The 15,061-nt window shown below is 55.3% G+C and carries 13 protein-coding genes; 4 read left to right on the top strand and 9 right to left on the bottom strand.

Going from position 1 to position 15,061, the window contains the following annotated elements; genetic code table 11:
- Window positions 1-82 precede the first annotated feature (82 nt).
- From BMW46_RS09000 to BMW46_RS09010, 3 genes are read right to left on the bottom strand one after another with little or no spacing between them, the layout of a single operon-like run.
- Entirely contained in the window at window positions 83-868 is a 786-nt protein-coding gene (locus BMW46_RS09000) for an ABC transporter ATP-binding protein (protein ID WP_074707519.1), read from the bottom strand.
- A 50-nt stretch (window positions 869-918) separates the two neighbouring features.
- Window positions 919-2,997, bottom strand: coding sequence for an ATP-dependent DNA helicase RecG (gene recG / locus BMW46_RS09005; RefSeq protein ID WP_074707521.1), 2,079 nt, complete (start codon window positions 2,995-2,997; stop codon window positions 919-921).
- Window positions 2,998-3,056: 59 nt separating this feature from the next.
- Window positions 3,057-3,446 carry a RidA family protein gene (locus tag BMW46_RS09010; RefSeq protein WP_074707524.1) on the bottom strand — a complete coding sequence of 130 codons (390 nt, stop codon included), beginning with the start codon at window positions 3,444-3,446 and terminating at the stop codon, window positions 3,057-3,059.
- Between the two features lie 104 nt (window positions 3,447-3,550).
- Between BMW46_RS09010 and murA the strand changes: the two genes are divergently transcribed.
- Window positions 3,551-4,801 carry a UDP-N-acetylglucosamine 1-carboxyvinyltransferase gene (murA, locus tag BMW46_RS09015; RefSeq protein ID WP_074707527.1) on the top strand — a complete coding sequence of 417 codons (1,251 nt, stop codon included), beginning with the start codon at window positions 3,551-3,553 and terminating at the stop codon, window positions 4,799-4,801.
- Window positions 4,802-4,945: 144 nt separating this feature from the next.
- Here murA and BMW46_RS09020 read toward each other — a convergent pair whose 3' ends face one another.
- Window positions 4,946-5,659: a formylglycine-generating enzyme family protein gene (locus BMW46_RS09020; RefSeq protein ID WP_074707529.1), complete on the bottom strand. Its 714-nt coding sequence runs from the start codon at window positions 5,657-5,659 to the stop codon at window positions 4,946-4,948.
- 190 nt (window positions 5,660-5,849) lie between these two features.
- Between BMW46_RS09020 and BMW46_RS09025 the strand changes: the two genes are divergently transcribed.
- A complete protein-coding gene (locus BMW46_RS09025; protein WP_074707532.1) occupies window positions 5,850-6,203 on the top strand; it encodes a hypothetical protein in 354 nt (117 codons plus the stop codon).
- Between the two features lie 201 nt (window positions 6,204-6,404).
- Here BMW46_RS09025 and ettA read toward each other — a convergent pair whose 3' ends face one another.
- Complete coding sequence (gene ettA / locus BMW46_RS09030) at window positions 6,405-8,069, bottom strand: energy-dependent translational throttle protein EttA (protein WP_074707535.1); 1,665 nt, start codon at window positions 8,067-8,069, stop codon at window positions 6,405-6,407.
- A 270-nt stretch (window positions 8,070-8,339) separates the two neighbouring features.
- Between ettA and BMW46_RS09035 the strand changes: the two genes are divergently transcribed.
- A complete protein-coding gene (locus BMW46_RS09035) occupies window positions 8,340-8,669 on the top strand; it encodes a hypothetical protein (protein ID WP_074707538.1) in 330 nt (109 codons plus the stop codon).
- 84 nt (window positions 8,670-8,753) lie between these two features.
- Here the strand turns inward: BMW46_RS09035 and BMW46_RS09040 are convergent, their stop codons facing one another.
- Entirely contained in the window at window positions 8,754-9,485 is a 732-nt protein-coding gene (locus BMW46_RS09040) for a glutathione S-transferase N-terminal domain-containing protein (protein ID WP_074707957.1), read from the bottom strand.
- 221 nt (window positions 9,486-9,706) lie between these two features.
- On the opposite strand from BMW46_RS09040, the gene djlA reads away from it, so the two are divergent.
- Complete coding sequence (gene djlA / locus BMW46_RS09045; RefSeq protein WP_074707541.1) at window positions 9,707-10,480, top strand: co-chaperone DjlA; 774 nt, start codon at window positions 9,707-9,709, stop codon at window positions 10,478-10,480.
- Between the two features lie 73 nt (window positions 10,481-10,553).
- On the opposite strand, the gene BMW46_RS09050 is transcribed toward djlA, so the two are convergent.
- Genes BMW46_RS09050 through BMW46_RS09060 form a run of 3 tightly spaced genes read right to left on the bottom strand, consistent with a single transcriptional unit; the run spans window position 10,554 to window position 15,024 of the window.
- On the bottom strand, window positions 10,554-11,714 hold the full coding sequence (locus BMW46_RS09050; RefSeq protein ID WP_143121443.1) for a lipocalin-like domain-containing protein: 1,161 nt from the start codon (window positions 11,712-11,714) through the stop codon (window positions 10,554-10,556).
- Window positions 11,714-14,281: an FtsX-like permease family protein gene (locus BMW46_RS09055; protein WP_074707544.1), complete on the bottom strand. Its 2,568-nt coding sequence runs from the start codon at window positions 14,279-14,281 to the stop codon at window positions 11,714-11,716. The genes BMW46_RS09050 and BMW46_RS09055 overlap by 1 nt, the downstream gene beginning before the upstream one ends.
- Window positions 14,278-15,024, bottom strand: coding sequence for an ABC transporter ATP-binding protein (locus BMW46_RS09060; RefSeq protein ID WP_256377019.1), 747 nt, complete (start codon window positions 15,022-15,024; stop codon window positions 14,278-14,280). The genes BMW46_RS09055 and BMW46_RS09060 overlap by 4 nt, the downstream gene beginning before the upstream one ends.
- Window positions 15,025-15,061 lie beyond the last annotated feature (37 nt).

The raw sequence follows: 15,061 nt of genomic DNA on the forward strand, positions 1-15,061 counted from the left end.
AACAGCCACTGCCGTCCACGGCCCTTGCTGGAAAAAGCGCTGAAGAATTGCTGCTGAGAAAAAGTATGTCTGAAATTCCAGATTATACACTCGGCACCGTTTGCGGGAAGAAATGGTGCTGCCGACCTGCGATGAATTCCCCCAGATTACAGTGATAAAGCGCTTCAAGATTATCACGCTTGAGCACCTCGTCTATACTGCCACTCATGGCACGGCCGTCGTCGAACAGCAGCAATGCGTGGTCGCAGAATCTGCTTGCCCAGCCGATATCGTGCAGCACCATTGCGATGGAACTGCCCCGCTTCGCCAATTCGCTGAACAGACTCATGGTCCCGAGTTGATGGCGCAGATCGAGGTGTTGCAAGGGCTCATCCAGCAGATAGCATTTGGGCGACTGGGCAAGCAGCAAGGCGATACGCGCGCGTTGGCGCTCGCCGCCGGAAAGCGTAACCAGTAGACGGTCGGCAAGGCCGGCCAGTTCCATTTGCTCGATAGCGCGAGATGTCATCTCGAGGTCGACCGCCTGCCAGCCGAGCATGCTAGTTGCATGAGGATGCCGTCCGAGCAGCACATATTCATGCACCGTACCCCAGAACTCGCCGGGCTCATCCTGCAACAGAATGCCGAGATTGCGGGCGAGTTCCCGCCGGGACCACTGCCCAAGCGCCATCCCCGCGATGGTTACGGATGAATCCTGTCCCGCCTTCACCTGGTTCAGTCCACCCAGGGCATGTATCAATGTCGTCTTGCCGCAGCCGTTCCGGCCGAGAATCGCCCAGCATTCCCCCGGGTTGATGGTAAGGTTCAGATTGCGGCACAGCAATTTGCCCGGATGCTGCAAGCTCAGGTTTCTGGTTTGTAGAATCATTCACGAGTTCGAAAAATCCGCGATGAAGAACCGCATCGAGATCGTCCTTTTTATGCCCTCAGGTATTCGCTTTTCCTTCCCAGCCAGCGATGGAGATGGCGTTTTGCCGCTTCCGGATAATCACGCAGCAATTCCCCGGCGATCATCCCTGCCGTGTCGAGCAGGCCTTCATCCCGTTCCAGATCAGCGAAGCGCAGCATGGGCAGGCCGCTCTGGCGGGCCCCCAGGAATTCGCCGGGCCCCCGCAGCCGCAGATCCTGGCGCGCTATTTCAAAGCCATCCGTGTTTTCAAAAATAATCTTGAGCCGCTCGCGCGCGTTTGTGGAGAGGGGTTGCTGATACATCAATATGCATACGCTCCCGGTTGCGCCTCGTCCGATCCGTCCACGTAGTTGGTGCAATTGCGCAAGGCCCATGCGTTCTGCATGCTCGATCACCATCAGGGACGCATTGGGCACATCCACGCCTACTTCGATCACTGTTGTCGCTACGAGGAGATGGATTTCACCTCGGGCAAATGCTTCCATTACATCGGATTTCTCCTGAAATGAAAGCCTGCCATGCACCAGGCCGATTCTCAATTCCGGAAAAGTCCGGGTCAGCCCCTGGTGGGTTTCCAGCGCGGTTTTGAGCTGCAATGCCTCAGACTCCTGGATCAGCGGACATACCCAGTAGGCCTGCTTTCCCTCACGGCAGGCTTCCCGTACGCGCGCTGTTACCTCGTCGCGACGGGCATCGGCGACAAGCTTGGTTACCACGGGTACGCGTCCGGGCGGCATTTCGTCTATTACGGACACATCCAGATCAGCGTAATAGCTCATCGAAAGGGTGCGTGGAATGGGCGTTGCACTCATCATCAACTGGTGTGGCATGGCGTACGCTCCGGCTCCTTTTTCTCGCAATGCCAGCCGCTGGTGAACACCAAAGCGATGTTGTTCGTCAATAACCACAAGTCCCAGTCTGTCAAACTCCACCTGGTTCTGGAACAATGCATGTGTCCCGATGGCAAGCAGCACGTTGCCGGCAGCAATATCGGCGAGCGTGGTTTCCCGTTCCTTCTTTTTCTGATTACCGCCGAGCCACGCAATCCGCAGCCCGCGCGGCTCCAGCAGGGGAGCAAGCCATGTGGAGAGTTTCTGATAATGCTGCTCTGCAAGAATCTCGGTCGGCGCCATCAGTGCTGCCTGAAAATTATTTTCAATCGATTGCAGCACAGCCAGTGTGGCAACGATCGTTTTGCCGCTTCCCACGTCACCCTGCAACAGGCGTTGCATGGGATGGGGCTCCGTCAGATCACGGCTGATTTCGGCGAAAGCCTTCTTCTGGGCTTGAGTGAGATCGAAAGGCAGCAACTTCAGCAGCGCTCTGGTCAAATCGTTTTTTGCTATCAGAACAGGGGCGCTGCCGTTGCGCCGCTGCTGATAATGCACCCGCATCGACAATTGCTGCGCCAGCAATTCATCGAATTTGATCCGCTGCCAGGCGGGATGAGTGCGCTCCCGCAATAGAGCGGGCGACGCATCCGGTGGGGGTTGGTGCAGGAATAGAACACTGTCCTTGAAACCCTGAAGCTGGCAGCGTTCGCGTACGGCATCGGGCAGTGTTTCGGAGAGAATTCCCTCATGGTTTCTGCCATCTCCCGTTTGCAGCACCCGGGAAATCAGTTTGCGCAGCGCTTCGGAAGGAAGTCCGGCTGTAGAGGGATAAATCGGAGTGAGCCCGTCCGGCAGGGGCTCATTCCCGCGCAAAATCCGGCATTTGGGATGAACCATTTCAACACCGAAAAAGCCGGGACGGGCCTCTCCCAGCAAGCGCACCCGCGTGCCCACTGAATATGCTTTTACCTGGCTGCCGTAAAAATTCAGGAAGCGCATGAACAAAACACCTGTTCCATCCTCCACCTGGCATACCAATTGCCGCCGTGGCCGGTACATGACTTCGCTTCGGGTGATCATGCCTTCGACCTGCACTGTTCGATCGGCAGGTACATCATTGATGGGGTAGAGGTGCGTCTCGTCCTCGTAGCGAAACGGCAAATGCAGTATCAGGCTTGAAGCATCGGTAATGCCGAGTTTGAGGAGCTTGTCCCTGATTGTCCCGCTGATGGGAGAGATGGCGAGCGACTGCATTCGTCGTGGAGACGCATCCTTTAGGCTAGCGCGCGGTTTCCTGTATCACACGGCGGTCCCTATGCTGGCACCACCAATACCGCATCGATCTCCACCAGCGCGTTCCGCGGGAGCGCCGATACTCCGATGGCGGCGCGCGCAGGGTAGGGCGTGCTGAAATATTGCACCATGATTTCATTCACCTTCTGGAAATTGGAAAGGTCCGTGAGATAGACGTTCAATTTGACGATATCCCGGAGGCTGCCTCCACCCGCCGCTGCAACCGCCGTCAGGTTCTGGAATACCCGATGGATTTGATTCTCGATGCCTTCCACCATCTGCATGGTAGAGGGTTCGAGACCGATCTGACCGGAAATGTAGATCGTATCGCCTCCGCTGACGCGTATTCCCTGGGAATAAGTGCCGATAGCCTGCGGCGCATCCGTTGTATGTATCGTCTTTTTTTCCATCTTATCTCCTTTGGTTGATATTACATTGGCATAATAAGCCGAAATTTGAAACTACGGGTACCGTGTTTGCGATATGATGACGGGAACCTCAGCACATTTCAACCATGCAAAAACTGATCATTCAGGGAGGCGTGCGGCTTTCCGGCGATGTAACCATTTCCGGAGCCAAGAACGCGGCGCTGCCTATCCTGTGCGCCTCCCTGCTTACCGGGGAAACCCTCGTCGCCGAAAACGTTCCGCATCTGAATGATATAACCACCATGCTGGACCTCCTCCAGCAGATGGGGGTTCGAATCAATGTCGACAGCAACCGTACGATTGAACTGACTGCGGCATATCTTTCCAATCTCGTTGCGCCGTACGAAATGGTGAAAACCATGCGGGCTGCAATTCTGGTGCTGGGCCCGATGCTCGCGCGGGCGGGAGCCGCAAAAGTGTCGTTGCCGGGTGGGTGCGCCATTGGTCTGCGTCCCGTTGATCAGCATATAAAAGGATTGCAGGCAATGGGTGCGGAGATCGAGATCGAGCATGGTTATATTCATGCAAAGGCGAAACGCCTTAACGGCGCGCATATCGTGATGGATATCGTCACTGTTACCGGCACTGAAAACCTGATGATGGCGGCCACGCTGGCGGAAGGGACGACTGTGCTGGAAAATGCGGCGCGGGAACCGGAAGTGATGGATCTCGCGAACTGCCTTATCGCCATGGGGGCTAGAATTCAGGGAGTCGGAACGGACATCATCACCATTGAAGGCGTGGAAAGCCTGCATGGTACCAACTATCGCGTCATGCCCGATCGTATCGAAAGCGGCACCTTCCTGGTAGCAGCCGCAGCCAGCGGTGGCGAAATATATCTCAGGCAGACGCGCACCGATACGATGGATGCGGTACTCGACAAGCTGATGGAAGCGGGAGCTGCCATCGAGTCAGGTGAAGACTGGATACACTTGAAAATGAATAATCCGCCGAAATCGGTAAACCTGCGGACGGCGCCTTATCCCGCCTTTCCTACCGATATGCAGGCGCAATTCATGGTATTGAATACCATCGCTACCGGAACCGCAATCATTACCGAAACCATATTCGAGAATCGCTTCATGCACGTGCAGGAATTGGAGCGCATGAATGCCGATATCAAAGTCGAAGGCAATACCGCGGTAGTATGCGGTGTGGCCGGGCTCGATGGAGCGAATGTCATGGCTACCGATCTGCGTGCTTCGGCCTGTCTGGTTTTGGCCGGGCTGATCGCCCGGGGTGAAACGATCGTTGATCGTATTTATCATCTTGACCGTGGTTATGAACGGATCGAAGAGAAGCTGTCGGCGCTGGGTGCACGAATCAGGCGCAGTTGAGGTATTGTAATCAAACGAATTATTTGAGCTACTCATCATGCTTAGCTCAATCTGGCCGATGTCCTCACTCCCCTCTCCCGCTTGCGGGAGGGGTCGGCGGAGAGGGGAAAAATTGGAGGAGAGGGAAAAAAGAGCGGGGGTGCTTCAGGGCAACGTCATTGCAGGTCGAAAACCCAGATAGCGCATACGTTTGTTGGTATCGAACCAGTTGCACATACCTGCCCGCATGTCTTGGGGCCGGTGATTCCAGGAGCCTCCGCACAAGAGGCGTTTCGCACAGTTCCCTTTCCGGCAGGTATCCGTCCATTGCCAGACATTACCCATCATATCGTACAGGCCAAAGGCATTGGGTTTGAAACTGCCGACGGGAGCGGTTCTCCTGTTATCCCACTCGCTCCCGCATCCATCGCAATTGGCGTTATTGCGCCCGACGTCGTTGCCCCAATAGTATTGGGAAGTCGCGCCCGCCAGGGCGGCGACTTCCCATTCCTCTTCCGTGGGTAGCCGATAAGTCTTGCCCGACTTATCCGACAGCCATCGCAGGTAAGCCTGCGCATCATCCCAGCTTACGTTCACAACCGGTCTTTTACCGCGCCCCCAGCCATTATCGGGGGGAACATACCCGCCACAGCCGCCTCCTTCAACACACGCCTCCCAGTCGTCGAACGTTACAGCGTATTTACCCATGGCAAATTTCTTGCCTGCAATGGATACCATTTCAGGACAGACAGGACACGCTTTTGCAGAGTTCAAGGTATTGTTTTCGCTCGCCGTCACCGGATTGCAAAAGAACGCGCCAATGCTTATGAATAGCGCGAAAAGCGGGGTATACAGAGAGCGAAGATATACCAATTTCATGAGTTGTATCTGAACAAGTGAAAAGACTGATCAGCAAATTTGATAATTGTATAGAAAAGCCACTGATATCCAAAACTTCACGAAGAATCAGATCAATGCAGGCAATATGTATGTTAGCGCACGGAATGACGTTGGTATCAGGCGTACTGTGCGATTTCAGTCAATCGCTGAGCTGATAAGGAGAGTAATCATGAAACGTTCTTCTTTGATATCCGGGCCCACACTGCTTCCAATTGTCGCGGCATTTGTTCTCGCTGTCAGTGCGTCGAGTGGAGTTCATGCTGATGAGCGCGATTCATATATCCTGTCTGCCCCGAGCAGCAACGATATATCGGATGAGATCGGGCCGGCCGACTCTCCGGCCATTCGGGATACGGATGATAAAGGCGGCGATAAGAGCATCAAGGAAAGATTGCACATGAAGGAAGGCACCTCGATGACGAGAGGTCAGGATAATTCCAGATACCGTACCGATGGTACTGAAAGATATGAGCAGCAGAAGGATAATAGTGGCACGGGATCGAAGCGCGAAGGCCGCGATTGATAGACCAGGCGCTGGTCATTCCTTGGATTGCTGCTCCATTATGGCATAGCTGCGGGCCGGCTATATGCCGGTTTGGCTTGAAACCTTGAATCTGCTCCTTTCTCCATCGCAGACTCCCTTTCCCCATGGGGGAGAGGGAGTTCCCGGCTTGCCGGGAATCGAGGGGGACTAAGGACAGCTTACCGGACGATCGCTCATCGCTTACCGATTGATCGGCTTATACCTGATCCGCTTGGGCTTTGCGGCTTCCTCCCCGAGGCGTTTCCGCTTGTCGGCTTCATATTCCTGATAATTGCCATCGAAGAATGCTACCTGCGAATTGCCCTCGAACGACAGGATATGGGTAGCGATACGATCAAGGAACCAGCGGTCATGCGAGATGACCATCACGCATCCTGCAAACTCTAGCAACGCATCTTCCAGCGCACGGAGAGTTTCCACATCGAGGTCGTTGGAAGGCTCATCCAGCAATAGGACGTTGCCTCCGGCGATAAGCGTTTTAGCCAGGTGAAGTCTTCCCCGTTCACCGCCGGACAAGTTGCCTACTATCTTCTGTTGATCCGAGCCCTTGAAATTGAAGCGGCCAAGATAGGCGCGCGCTGGCGTTTCATATCTGCCGACCGTCAGGATGTCATGCCCATCCGAGATCGCATCAAATACGGTTTTACCGTCTTCCAAAGCGGCGCGTGATTGATCCACATGGGCAATTTTGACGGTTGCGCCGATTTCTATATTACCGGAATCCGGTTGCTCCTTTCCTGTAATCATCCGGAAAAGAGTGGATTTTCCGGCTCCATTCGGACCGATGATGCCGACAATGGCACCGGGAGGCACCTTGAAACTCAGGTTATCGATCAGCAGGCGATCGCCATATGCTTTCGATACGTTCCTGAACTCGATGACTTCGTTACCCAGTCTTTCGGCCACAGGAATGAAGATCTCCTGCGTCTCGTTACGTTTCTGGTACTCCTGCGAATTGAGTTCATCAAAGCGCGCAATACGCGCTTTGGATTTCGCCTGGCGTCCCTTGGGGTTCTGTCGTACCCATTCCAGCTCTTTTTTCAGCGCTTTCTGACGTGCCGACTCGGCTGATTCTTCCTGTTTCAGGCGGGTTTCTTTCTGCTCCAGCCAGGAACTGTAATTGCCCTTCCACGGTATGCCATGCCCGCGGTCGAGCTCCAGGATCCATTCCGCGGCGTTGTCGAGAAAATAGCGATCGTGCGTCACTGCCACCACAGTGCCCGGAAACCGCGTGAGGAATTGCTCCAGCCATTCCACTGACTCCGCATCCAGGTGATTGGTGGGTTCGTCCAGCAATAGCATATCAGGTTTGGACAGCAGCAATTTGCATAAGGCGACACGCCGTTTCTCGCCACCCGAGAGATTCTTTACGATGGCGTCCCATTCCGGCAAACGCAGCGCATCAGCGGCAACTTCCATCTGCTGATCGACGTTTCCGCCGCTGGCGGCAATGATCGCTTCGAGCCGGCTTTGCTCGGATGCCAGGGCATCGAAGTCTGCATCCGGCTCGGCATAGGCAGCGTAAACCTCCTCCAATTTCTGCTGCGCGCTGAATACCTCGCCAAGCCCTTCCTGCACCGCTTCGCGGACCGTATGCTCGGCGTTGAGCTGCGGCTCCTGCGGAAGATAGCCGATATTGAGGTTGGGCATGGCGGTGACTTCGCCCTCGATATCCTTGTCCACGCCCGCCATGATTTTCAGAACGGTGGATTTGCCCGAACCGTTGAGTCCCAGCAAACCTATCTTTGCGCCGGGGAAAAAACTGATGGAAATATCCTTGAGTATCGTGCGCCGGGGTGGAACTACTTTGCCCACCCGGTTCATGGTAAGTACGTATTGGGCCATAACTGAATGAAAAATTGAAAAAATTCGAGTTTAACGCATGAGAGCGCCAGCATGAAGCACTATCCGCGCAGAATATTTCTTCTGCTGTTTCATGTATCGAAAATCACGCAATAAATGCTGAGTTAGAGTTATTTCTTTATAATTCCTCCCGCCCCCGGCAGTAGAAAGATTTCTTTATCTGAATCCATGGACTACTGATTTTTTTGCGCGTGGCCGGATCCCGCCCCGGCTTCGGTTACGCACGTTTGGCGGTTGATTGGAGTGAAATAAATGCTGTTCTCTTTGAGAAGCGCGGTGCTTGTCACCGTTGCCGCGAGTAGTTTATTGGTCGGTTGCGCGACTTCGGAAAAAATACAAGTGGTGCAGCCCGGTGACCAGAACCTGTCCTGCAATGCAATCAAGGGGGAACTTGCGAGGCTTGACAAAGCACAAGCTGACATAGATGCAAAGAAAGGGGTTACTGGAACCAATGTTGCAGCGGCCCTTTTGTGGCTTCCGGGCCTGGCCTATACCTATTACGATGCCGGGGAGGCAACCCGGTTGATCAGTGACAGGAGGAGTGCGCTCACGACTATCTATAACAACAAAAATTGCCAGTAAGCCGTCGCCTGGCCTGTTTGAACTGCTTGCTCTGAAAGGGGCAAGCGTCAGGGCCGCAAATTGTGCGGCGCCAGATAAAATTTCTCATGCCTTGTCCTTGCCCGACGTCGCCCGGGCAAGCCGCTCGCCATTATCCTTGGTGTCGTACATATTAATAACAGACTTGTTCTTTGCCGCCTTTTCCATTCGGGCCCGAATTTCGGCTGCCATTTCATTATTGCGCTGCACTGCGGGACGAGTCTCCATTGCAATAAACCAGCGCATGAAGCTCGGGAAGGTCTCTCCATCGACGCCGCGCTCCGCATGCCCTTTACACCAGGGGTAGGTGGCGATATCGGCGATTGAATATTCATCGCACCCGAGCCACGCGGAGGCACCCAGCCGGTTTTCCAGCACTCGATAGAGGCGCAGCGACTCATTGTTGTACCTGTCCCGCGCGTACTGGTTGTCTCTGGCCTGCCGATTGAAATGGTTCGCCTGCCCGAACATGGGGCCGATATGCGCAACCTGGAAGAACAGCCATTGCAGCGTGTCATAACGCTTACGCACCTCCACAGGCAGGAATTTGCCTGTTTTCTGCGCAAGATAAAAGAGAATCGCACCCGATTCCATCATTGTGTAGGGGCTACCTCCGGGACCCTCCGTATCCACGATGGCCGGAATCTTGTTATTGGGATTGAGTTTCAGATGCTCCGGCTGGAATTGCTCCCCCACATTGATATCGACGTCGATGTGTTTCCATTCGATTCCGATTTCTTCCAGCATGATCATCACTTTCTGGCCGTTCGGGGTTGGACTGGAATGCAATTCGATCATGATTCCTCCTAGGTCATTTGCATGCAGGTTCTTTCCGTCAATTACTTGTGGATGGCAAAGCATAGTCCATCCATTGTCTGGCTTGTCTTGTTGCCTCATTGTTGCATCAGGCTGTAACGGACTGTAGTGTCTGATATTATTTCACTCATCATTGCTCTTTTAGAATAACGGCGCACCGACTCATTTTTTTGCCGTTTTCATGTCCGTCAAAGGAAGCTTGCTTGTTCAAAATAATTTTAGCCCTGTTGGGCCTTTACTTCTTCGGCATTTTCGGCGCATTTCTCGGATACATTGCCGGCAGCTTCATCGATCGTTACCGTGCTTACGGCGCAGGTGCAATCAATCCGTTTACGAGTGCCCAGCGGCAGACGGTTTTTCTCGAAACCGTTTTCATACTCATGGGAAAACTTGCCAAGGCAGACGGGCATATTTCCCAGGGGGAGATTAACCATGTTGAAGACTTCATGCAGAAGCTTGGAATGTCGGCGGAGCATCGGCAGAGAGCGATCTCGCTTTTCAAACAGGGCACAGCGCCTGGTTTTGATCACGCGCCCAAGCTGAATGAGTTCATGATTGTCTGCGGACACACCCATAACCTTGCGCAGATGCTTCTGGTTTATCTTATCGTCATGGCAGTGGCGGACGGGCACATGGACGTGGCCGAGGAGAGCCTGTTAAGAGATGTGGCGCGCTATCTTGGCTATGATTCGTCTGCATTCCGCCAACTACTGGACATGGTGCTGAGTCAATCGCATTTTGCGGGGGGGCAGCCACCCTCGGCTACCACTCTTGACGATGCCTATAAAGCACTGGGGGTGACCAGGGAAAGCAGCGACCAGGAAATCAAGCGCGCCTATCGCAAGCTGATGAGTCAGTATCACCCCGATAAATTGATGGGGCAGGGCATGCCGGAAGATATGATTGCAATGGCCACCGCAAAATCTCAGGAAGTGCAGGCTGCCTATGATTTGATCAGGAAGAGCCGGAATATGTAAGCAGTGTCCTGAACGCGTTGGCTCCTTGGCAAGCTTGTTCTGAGCCTGCCGGAGGGCTTGGGACGAAGAATGCTTAGAGATTCAGCGCCTCCACGTAACCGGTCAGTTCGAGATAGCCGCGCCCCGCGGGTTCGCCATCGCGAGTAACGGTCACCGCGCCTTCCCAATAGACGGCGCCGGTGGATTGCCGCGAGTCAAGTTCCTGGTCGTCCATCAGGGGCGTGAGGACCCAGACAGTAGTGCCGGTCCGGATTCGTATTTTGACTGGATAGGTGGTGTTGGTGCGTGTTGAATGCCAGGTGCGTTGCGGTTCAAAGCTTACCTGATCCGGTTCAAAGCGCGTGAACTGTCCCGAAGGCTCCCGGATCCCGGCATACGCCCAGACCTTGCTGCCGTCCTTGCCGCGGATCTGAAACGCCATCAGGGCTGATCCATCGTCAAGATTGGCGCCAACCCAATCCCATCCCACCGCTTTCGGATCGAGGTAGGCGGTAGACCACTCGTGGTCGAGCCATGCGATGCCCTTCACCGCGATTTCCTCGCCATCGCGCGTTACTTTCCCACTTACCTGCAGGTGAGGCTCACTGTAGTAATAGCTGGCCTGCTCAGGGTGCAGCCCCTTCCTGGAAAAACCGTTGAGGTCTTGCAGCATGGGGGATTGCGCGGGTGTCAGCGAAAAATCGAGCCGGAAATGGTCTGCCTTTATGCGGGTCTGGTAGCGCCCGTTTTCCTCCCGCACCATAAACCAATCGCCCAGTTTGACGTTCGTGTTGTCCTCTGTGGTATATGCCAGGCCAAAACCATCCCGGGCACTTTTCTGGTCATGCAGGAGTTTACCCGCTGCCGGATCAGACAATGCGGCGTGGGCAATGATGAGGTCTCTGGGGGCAAAACGGCTGGGGTTGGCGCGATCGTGTTCGGTCGCCACGCGGAAAAAGGTGATCTGGAAGCCAAGCGGTTCTTTTTCGGGTGTTTCCAGCCAGCCGGTTACATACCACCACTCATTTCTGAAGCTGGGGTGCGCCCCGAAATCCCGCGGGAACACAAGGGGCACGTTTCGAACTACCGGTGATAGCTGTGGCCGTTCCGCCAGAACGCGGCCGGTGGTAAAGAAAGCCAGGAACAAAGCTGCAACAAGGAAAGCGGTTCCAGCCAGCCCTTTGAATCCGGCATGGCATCCCTCTTGTTTGCGGAAACAGGTGAAATATTCGGTATTACGCTTTACCGCTCGCATTACCAGTCCTCCCTTACGGCGCGTTCTGGATTGCCCGAAACCGCATGGCGCCCCGATGCCACTGCCGTGAACGCAGCCAGAAACATCAGCGTCAGCGCCACGCTCAAGAGACTCTCCCAAGGGAGACTCAATTGCATGGTCCAGTGGAACGATTGGGGGTTCACGATAAAAACCAGGATCAGGCTGATACAGCCTCCTAGCACAAAGCCGAGCAGAACGCCGAGCGCTGTCAGCAGACCCCCTTCTATTGCCAGCATGCCGAGTATCTGGCGCCGCGTCATGCCGATGTGGCGCAGCATTCCAAATTCTTTGATGCGCGCCAGGGCCTGCGCCGAAAAGCTGGCCGCAACACCGAGCAGGCCAATGATTATTGCTACACCTTCAAGCAGATAGGTTACGGCAAAGCTGCGGTCAAAAATATTCAGGCTCAGTGCGCGTATCTGACCCGGATCGGAAAACTTCAGCGCATTGCCAAACGGGAGCTGCCTCATCGACTCGATTACCTGTTCCGGCGCCACCCCTTGCTCCAGCCAAAGTGCGGCATCATTCACGAGCTGGTCGTCCGTCAGCGCCTGGTAATCCGCCAGGCGCATCTGTATCGCGCCGAATTGCCGCCCATAGTCGCGCCATACTCCTGCCACGATAAACGTGCGTGCGGGAATAGCGATGGGTAGCGTGACGTGCTTGCCGAGCGTATAACCGTATAAATCCATCATGGGTTCGGAAACCCAGATCGGAATTGCACCTTTCGGAAGCTGGGCGACCGGAATCGATTCGCCTGTCAGCGGCAACGTATTTCCGGGCTCGGATATATCGATGGGACGTGCGATCAGCGTGATATTGGGCCGGCTTGGATCGAGCATCAGTTTGGAGGAGCGGAAAAAGTCCACTCGCACGAGACCCGGCGTTTCCGCCAGTGCTTTCATCTCATCCGGGGTGAGGCCCCGCGTATCTCCACTCGCTGCGGTTTCGACATACAGATCGGCAGGCAGGATGTGCCTCAACCAGTCATCGACCGATACGCGAAAACTTGCAACCATGATCGCCATGGCGACCATCAGGGTAAAGCTTGCCAGTATGCCCCCGAGGGCGATCGCGGCCTGATTGGGAGCATTGGCGAGCCGCGCCAATGCCGTGGTCAGCACCGGCCTGGCGTGGCTCGCATGTTGCACCATGCGGAATACGGCAGTGAAAATGAGTGCAGAAAGGGGCGGCATGAGAATAATGCCGCCCGTCAGCAGTTGCGCTACGGCAAGATAACCGAAAATCGGCAAATCGAAAATTGGCGGCAATCGGGTAAACAGGATGCCCGAAGCAAGGAAAAGCAACCCCGGCCACGGATTCTCCAGCTTGGCGAGCGCCGTATCTTCGCTTCCGGATTTCAGTGCGGGCGCTGGAAGAGCCCTGGCTGCTTCCCAGGCAGGAGCGGCACTGCCAAGCAAGGTAATGCCCACCCCCAGAATGAAAAAGACCATTGCAGCCACGGGGTCGAAATGCATGACAGGTTTTATTCCCGGGAAAAAACCACCTCCGAGGTCTCCGCCAAAATAATGCAGTGCGCTGGTGGCTGTGGCATAGCCGAGAGTAAGGCCGAGCAGCGACCCGACGCAGCCAAGAATGGCTCCCTCCCATAAGACCTGTCCCAGCATTTGTTTGCGCGTGAAGCCGAGCACCCGCAACAGGGCGAACTGATGTCTTCGCCGGACAATGGATAGCGCCTGGGTGGAGAATACCAGAAAGGTGCCGGTAAACAGCGCTACCATCGCAAGCACGTTCAGGTTCACCCGATAGGCACGCGACATGTTTGCCACGCGGGTTTCCCGGGTGGTGGGTTCGGCAACGAGGTATTGGTTTTGGGGCTCCAGTTCCTGCTCGAGTTGCGCCTTGAATGCAGCTTTATCAGTGCCGGGAAGCAGTTTCAACTCGACGCGCGATAACTGGCCGAGACGATGAAACCGCCATTGCGCCGTGGCAATATCCATTACGCCAATGCGCTGTCCCGCCCTCGCCCTGCGCAAGCCCCCGGCAACCCGCAGTGCAACTTTCCGGGTGCCTACACTCAGGTTCAGGGTGTCGCCTTGCTTTACCCCTAGCCATTCCATGGCGGCAGGAGAGAGGAAAATGGCGTCATCCGCAAGGACATCGAACAGCTTGTCTTCCGCCGGAATCCCGATCAGGTCGGGTGCCATGACCGAGGCGCGAAAAATATCCAGTCCGAGAATTTTCAGGGTGGCGTCTTTGCGTTCCTTCGAATGGTTGGGGAGGGCGACATCGAGTTCCAGTACGGGATTTGCCAGCTCGACATCCTCTTGCTCCGCCAGCAGTGGATAAATCGATTCGTCGATTGTGGCCTGCGGCCCACGCACTTCAAGGTCCGACTCGCCGGAAAGGCTGCGCGCGGCAGCGGAGAATTCGTTGAAGGCGGCTGTATTGATCAGGTGGATGGCAAACCCGAGTGCCACTCCGAGCGCGATTGCGATCACGGCGACGCCTGACTGAACCCTGTGAGCCTGCCATTCACCCGATAGCAGCCAACGAGCGAGCATGCTCTTATTGCGCCAGCTCATTTATTTTGCTTCGGCAAATCCACATCCCTTTCCGCTACAAAGGGATGCAGCCCATCCTTTGTCAGCACGAGAACGCGGTCTGCCGTTGCCGCGGCGGCATGCGAATGGGTGACAATAATGCCGGAAGCACTATTCGCCTTGATCTCCCGGCGCATGAGCATGAGGATATCATGCGCCGTATCTGGGTCTAGGTTGCCTGTGGGTTCATCAGCGAGAATCAATTTCGGCCGATGTACCAGGGCGCGGGCGATCGCGACGCGCTGTAATTCTCCCCCCGATAGGTGACGGGGAAAATGATGGCCCCGGCCAGTCAGGCCGACCGCATCCAGCATGTGTTCCGTACCTCCGGCAGGAATGTCATTCAGAAGCAGGGGCAGGGCTATGTTCTGGCTCAGGGTCAGGTGCGGCAGGACGTGAAATGCCTGGAAAATGAAGCCGAATTCCCTGCGCCGCAAGCGGGTGGCAGCGTCATCGTCCAGTGATGACAGAGTAATGCCGTCAATCAGTATCTCGCCTGTATCGGGCACATCCAGGCCGGCGATCAGATTCAGCAGCGTCGATTTTCCGACACCGGACTCACCCATGATCGCCACATATTCCCCCACCCTCAAGGTATAGGACAGATCCGTCAAGACCTGTCGTCCATCCCCAGCACTGGAGTAGGCTTTGCCGATATGACGTAACTCCAGTATCGCCGGTTCCAGATTAAGCGCGTCCTGTCGTCGTGTCGAAGATTTTTCCAAGAGCTGCTCCTTCACGCCGTGGGGCGGACGGCGCGTC

The sequence above is a fragment of the Nitrosospira multiformis genome, from assembly GCF_900111585.1.
GTDB classification, from domain to species: domain Bacteria; phylum Pseudomonadota; class Gammaproteobacteria; order Burkholderiales; family Nitrosomonadaceae; genus Nitrosospira; species Nitrosospira multiformis_B.

Excerpts from the sequence above, each read along its gene's own strand:
- recG (WP_074707521.1), bottom strand. The coding sequence starts at position 2,997 with ATGCAGTCGCTCGCCATCTCTCCCATCAGCGGGACAATCAGGGACAAG.
- BMW46_RS09050 (WP_143121443.1), bottom strand. The coding sequence starts at position 11,714 with ATGCGAGCGGTAAAGCGTAATACCGAATATTTCACCTGTTTCCGCAAA.
- BMW46_RS09025 (WP_074707532.1), top strand. The coding sequence starts at position 5,850 with ATGAAACGTTCTTCTTTGATATCCGGGCCCACACTGCTTCCAATTGTC.
- BMW46_RS09010 (WP_074707524.1), bottom strand. The coding sequence starts at position 3,446 with ATGGAAAAAAAGACGATACATACAACGGATGCGCCGCAGGCTATCGGC.
- ettA (WP_074707535.1), bottom strand. The coding sequence starts at position 8,069 with ATGGCCCAATACGTACTTACCATGAACCGGGTGGGCAAAGTAGTTCCA.
- BMW46_RS09055 (WP_074707544.1), bottom strand. The coding sequence starts at position 14,281 with ATGAGCTGGCGCAATAAGAGCATGCTCGCTCGTTGGCTGCTATCGGGT.
- BMW46_RS09020 (WP_074707529.1), bottom strand. The coding sequence starts at position 5,659 with ATGAAATTGGTATATCTTCGCTCTCTGTATACCCCGCTTTTCGCGCTA.
- murA (WP_074707527.1), top strand. The coding sequence starts at position 3,551 with ATGCAAAAACTGATCATTCAGGGAGGCGTGCGGCTTTCCGGCGATGTA.
- BMW46_RS09040 (WP_074707957.1), bottom strand. The coding sequence starts at position 9,485 with ATGATCGAATTGCATTCCAGTCCAACCCCGAACGGCCAGAAAGTGATG.
- BMW46_RS09000 (WP_074707519.1), bottom strand. The coding sequence starts at position 868 with ATGATTCTACAAACCAGAAACCTGAGCTTGCAGCATCCGGGCAAATTG.
- BMW46_RS09035 (WP_074707538.1), top strand. The coding sequence starts at position 8,340 with ATGCTGTTCTCTTTGAGAAGCGCGGTGCTTGTCACCGTTGCCGCGAGT.